This window comes from Streptomyces albireticuli (assembly GCF_021228125.1).
GTDB lineage: Bacteria > Actinomycetota > Actinomycetes > Streptomycetales > Streptomycetaceae > Streptomyces > Streptomyces albireticuli.
Genome location: NZ_JAJQQS010000054.1, coordinates 1 through 4,671, shown reverse-complemented (window position 1 = coordinate 4,671; position 4,671 = coordinate 1). Strand labels below are relative to the sequence as shown.

Below are 4,671 nucleotides of genomic sequence, written 5' to 3'. Positions count from 1 at the left end.
CGCTACGCCGTGGAACAGACCTTCGCCCTGCTCCACCAGTTCAAACGCCCCGCCATCCGCAGGGAGCACCGAACCGAACCCCACAACACGTTCCTCTCGCTGGCCTGCGGCCCCAACCGCCCGAGGCGCCTCAAGAAGACCCGTTCATCATCCTGTTACGAGCCCTAAGGATCTTCAGAGTGGCTACTGATCGGGTGATGGCGGCAGGCTCGTAACAGGCGAGGCCCTCGGGCTGTTGATCGAGATGTCTGACGTCTCAACACCACAGCCTGGTAGCATCGTTATCCCGTCTCCCTCATGCGTTCAACAGAGAATTGACACTCTCGTTAACTTTTCCTTCTTCTGCGGGAGTGAAGTCAAGTCTACTCAGAGATTCATAATTTTCAGCCAAGTGGGCAAGGTTTCTGGTGGACATCAATACCGAAGTCACGCTTGAGTTACGCAATAGCCAGCTGATAGCAAGCTGCGACAGGGATTGACCACGGCTTACAGACATACTGGCCAATGCCCTCAACGCAGATACCTCATCACCGAGAAATGATCCCTGGCCATGCCCATGGAAGGTTGGATGGTCGACGAGCGTCCCGTGAGCGAGAGGCGCGCCGGCGACAAATCCGATTCCCTGACGCTGAAGAACATCAAGGAGTCCATTTTCCACCCACCGATCCAGCAATGAATACGATGCTTCACAAAAGGCGAGAGGGGCACGGAGATCCCGCAATACCTCTGCAGCCCTATAGGCCACTGCGGGCGCGTAGGAGGAAAGTCCTGCATAAAGAGCCTTGCCTTGACGAACAGCATCAGCCAAAGCGGTGGAAGTTTCTTCAACAGGTGTATTTGGATCATATCTGTGGGCCAAGCAAACATCAATATAGTCCAGGCCGGTAGATTGCAATAGCCTGTCAAGCGAGGAGAGCAAATATTTGCGCGATCCGTATCCGATCAAAGGCCCAGGCGATGACCCGAAGCCAATCCTGGTAGATAGAACTAGCTCCTCTCTCCTGGAGAGGAGCCTTCCGATGATTTGGTCGATAACTCCTTTCGAGAGGCAAGACAGATTCAAATCGAAGTGAGTGATACCGGCATCGATAGAGTACTCGAGGAGTCTGTTACGAACTTCTGGGCGCTGAGCAGCAAATTCCCGACCGATACTGAGCGAAATAACCGGAAGATGAAGCCCGCTTTTCCCGCTTCGGCGGTAAGGCATTGTGCCGATCAGGCTAGGGCGCGAGGTAGCCACGTTCTATACACCTTCCGCTAAGGGTCAGAATATTTCTGATATTCCTCGAAGATCGAGGAGCGTCTGCCGTTCCTCGAATCGCCAAGACAAGGAATCTGAATCACTATTCTATTGCCACGAAGCTAACATTCGTCGAAAAGCACTGAATGGGATGCGATGCCCGCAGAGGCAGCATCCCGCCCAAAACGCAATAATCCAGATCCAGAACCAGTTGTGTAATACGCTCGGACTACGCCACTAGCAGCGAGAGTTTGCTGGCATCGTAGGCAAGGGCGAGCCAGTAAGGGAGAGCCGGCTCTATTGACTCGCGCTACGTGAATCACCGAACCACGAGACATTCGGATGCGGCGTATCAGAACTTCCTCGGCATGGAAGGTGGCGTGTCGAAAATCAGTGCTCGGTAAATTTCGGCGATGGTTGCATGCATGCCCCATGATACGTCCACCCTTGGTCAGAACAGCACCGACCTTAAAGCGGCATTGAGACTTGCTCGCCTGTCTGATAGCCAAGTTCAAATAGTTGCTCATGAGATACCCGACAAGGATTCACTAATAGCTCCCGCTAGTACTAGGAAGCTTGGATTGAGTAAAATTTAAAATTCGCGAGATAACGGAGATTGAAACACCTGGTCGAGTGGCCTATATAGGGTGGAACTTTAAATGGGTCAATCTAACGGTTGAGGGGTATTGCATAGGGCAATAAGTACTGGAGTTACCCCCATTAGGGACACCAAAAACGACAATGTGAATATTGCGAACATAATGATGACACTCACCTAAGATAGCAAGCTCGGGGCGGGAATAGGATATCTGGACACTTTCTGGCGCATGTTGCTATTGGAATCACTGGTCCAGGAAATTCAAGGCGCTAAACCCATTTGCAGGTTTGACAGCACTGGTGGCTTCTACGCGGCGATCTCGTTCGGCACGTAGCACGTGATCTTCTCTGTACAGATTCCTCTTGCCGATCCGTGCAATTGGCCTAATGTATCCTCGTCGCGCCCACTGCCGGATGCACGCGGGAGTTACTCCTGCCGCCTCTGCTGCTTCCACTGTGGTTAGCAATCGGTCTTGAGGTGAGCTCATCGCCCTGCCGAAGAAGGCGAAAATCTCTTCATTACGGAGAGCAAAACGACTGGCCATAATATCTCCTCTAACGGTAGTACACCACTAAGTAAAGAAGATTGATAGCAATCAAACCGAAATTCCTGCAGTCTTATATATGCTACATAACATAATGAGGTCGACTCTCTAGTGTGTAACCGTACGCCGAGAAGCTATTGAGAATTGGCTTGCCATCGCGAGCCGCACGAATTACAGATGATCTCCCCATCTCCTTTAGAGAATGCCGACCGTAAACCACAAATAGGGCATGGAGTCTCCAAGCGTTTATATATTTCTTCTTGTCCCAACAGACGGCGAGCACGCTCATGAACGACACATACCTGCCTCGCGTATGCCCCCTCCTGTGCATTAGCCACTATATGAGGCAGATTCCGAGAAAGAGCATGACATAAGTGCTGCAGCAAAGGACCCGACGCAGTCGGGGCCTGAACGAGACATTCAGGTAGGGTGCTAGCAGCCCACTCAAATACTGCGTCAACGCAGAGCTCGGCGTGGTCAATCAGATCAAGTGAGAGAGGGTCAGGATTTCTTCGGTATTTCCAGGCTCGCGGGCCTTCAAGGCGTTCTGTTACCCACCGGCGGCCGGATAAAGGCTCTACATATAATTCCACATATAGCCTAGGAAGAGCCTCGAGCGCCTTTTGGACACGAGAGCTACAGATTGAACATACCTGCACACGCGTGTCTTCCCCCGAAAAATATTCACGGCAGACGAGGCAATCTGACATTATGGGACTCCTGCGAAAAATGAGCGAGGTGGGATTCGAACCCACATGCCACTTGGGCTACGGATTTTAAGTCCGCTGCGTCTAGCCTGTTGCGCCACTCGCTCAATGGATATTTTTAATGACCCTGTTGTAAAATAGATGCACGTGATAGAAATATTCCGCTAAAGCCTCCGAAAACCTTAACGCTGCCCAGAGCGAGGGTGCGGGTTCTTCCGATAATGTTCTGCGCGGGCATTCGCTAGTAGATCCGACCAGGATTTCACATCCGGCCGCCTGATTAGTAACGCTCTCCGCCAATTTGCCCGTGCGCCGCCATAAATACCATAAGGGATTCTTTCATCGAGCGCAAAAGCAAGGCACTCTGTACTAACAGGACAGCGTAAACACGTGCCAAGCGCCTCTTTAAGTAGTGGCGAAGTATCAGGGGAAAAAAACGGGCGCGTGTCTCGCCCGGCACATGCCGCTCGATGTCGCCAAAGACGATCCCAGAAAGGCGGAGCAGAGTCTAATGTGTCTCTATCTTGAAAAATCATTTTGCCTGTAATTCTACCGAAAATTAATACTTGATGAATTGAACGCTTCGTGCCGTGCATCCTAAACTTGTGTGCCACTGCCGACCGATTGTCGGCCTATTCGTAGATCGCCTTCGACAAGACTCTGCCGGCCTGCGGTTTTAGAGGCAACCACAGTTATCGGGAAGAGTGCAACGATCCTTAATGTGTCGCCCTCTGCAAGTTATCGGTCAACTTCGACAATTATCGAGCCGAAGTTACCAACTGCGGCGCAAATTCCAGTGGGCGCAGGGTCAATGTTCAGTTCGGAAAGTTGAAGAAACCTCTACGCCAAATGAGGGTAGAGTCGGCGCGGTCCTGCGCCTCTCAGTTATGTTTCTGGTTCTCATAGCACCCGCCATAAGCAATACTCTTATCGTGACATGGTCGAACCTCAGTCAGGCATGGCGCCAGAGCGGTCATATGGCTACGGAGAAGGACTTACTAGTTGATAGGAACATCTCTTCGAATTCAATCCTTCTCGGTCAATCCAGCCCCCTACTGTCCAGGAAGATGCCCTGACAGCTGAGTTAAGGAGACGTCGACGCGCGTAGGCTTGCCGGAGTGGGTCAGCGGCGTCACCTTCTTCGAGGTATCACGTGGGCCCTGGCAACGATCAGACGCGGGGTGGAGGTCGGGGCTACACGCTCCCCTCGGCCGTAAAAGCGAGTAACAGCTGGCTTAATTCGCCGGGGCGCCGCACTCCGAACGGATTCCAGCGGCTGCTGAACACGGCGAACTGGAACGCCGATGTGTCCGCGATGACCTCCAGAAATACGTCGCCGAGCACCTTGGACAAGACGGATGGGTGCTCGTCATCGACGACACGGGCTTCGTCAAGAAGGGCACCACCTCTGCCGGGTGCAGCGGGCAGTATTCCGGCACCACCGATCGCACCGAGAACTGCCACGAGGGCGGCGAGCTGGCCCTGTGAAGTCGGGGATCGGCGGCACGACCGAAGCTGAGCGAGGCACTGGTCGCGGTGCTCGAAGCCGAACTGGCCAAGGGGCCGGCGGCTCACCGCTGGC

4 protein-coding genes, 1 tRNA gene and 1 pseudogene are annotated in these 4,671 nt (G+C 53.1%); 1 reads left to right on the top strand and 5 read right to left on the bottom strand.

Going from position 1 to position 4,671, the window contains the following annotated elements:
- Positions 1–295: 295 nt before the first annotated feature.
- The 5 genes from LUZ64_RS36335 to LUZ64_RS36325 all read right to left on the bottom strand — a co-directional run bounded on the left by LUZ64_RS36335 (position 296) and on the right by LUZ64_RS36325 (position 3,625).
- On the bottom strand, positions 296–1,240 hold the full coding sequence (locus LUZ64_RS36335; RefSeq protein WP_095579100.1) for an aldo/keto reductase: 945 nt from the start codon (positions 1,238–1,240) through the stop codon (positions 296–298).
- 122 nt (positions 1,241–1,362) lie between these two features.
- Positions 1,363–1,767, bottom strand: a complete 405-nt coding sequence (locus tag LUZ64_RS38025) for a cytidine/deoxycytidylate deaminase family protein (RefSeq protein WP_095579101.1) — start codon at positions 1,765–1,767, stop codon at positions 1,363–1,365.
- Between the two features lie 315 nt (positions 1,768–2,082).
- Complete coding sequence (locus LUZ64_RS38020; RefSeq protein WP_372472111.1) at positions 2,083–2,325, bottom strand: helix-turn-helix domain-containing protein; 243 nt, start codon at positions 2,323–2,325, stop codon at positions 2,083–2,085.
- Positions 2,326–3,112: 787 nt separating this feature from the next.
- Positions 3,113–3,196: transfer RNA gene (locus tag LUZ64_RS36330), tRNA-Leu, on the bottom strand.
- 75 nt (positions 3,197–3,271) lie between these two features.
- Positions 3,272–3,625, bottom strand: coding sequence for a WhiB family transcriptional regulator (locus tag LUZ64_RS36325; RefSeq protein WP_095579103.1), 354 nt, complete (start codon positions 3,623–3,625; stop codon positions 3,272–3,274).
- Between the two features lie 677 nt (positions 3,626–4,302).
- On the opposite strand from LUZ64_RS36325, the pseudogene LUZ64_RS38165 reads away from it, so the two are divergent.
- Positions 4,303–4,671: pseudogene (locus tag LUZ64_RS38165) on the top strand (transposase); the annotation flags it as partial.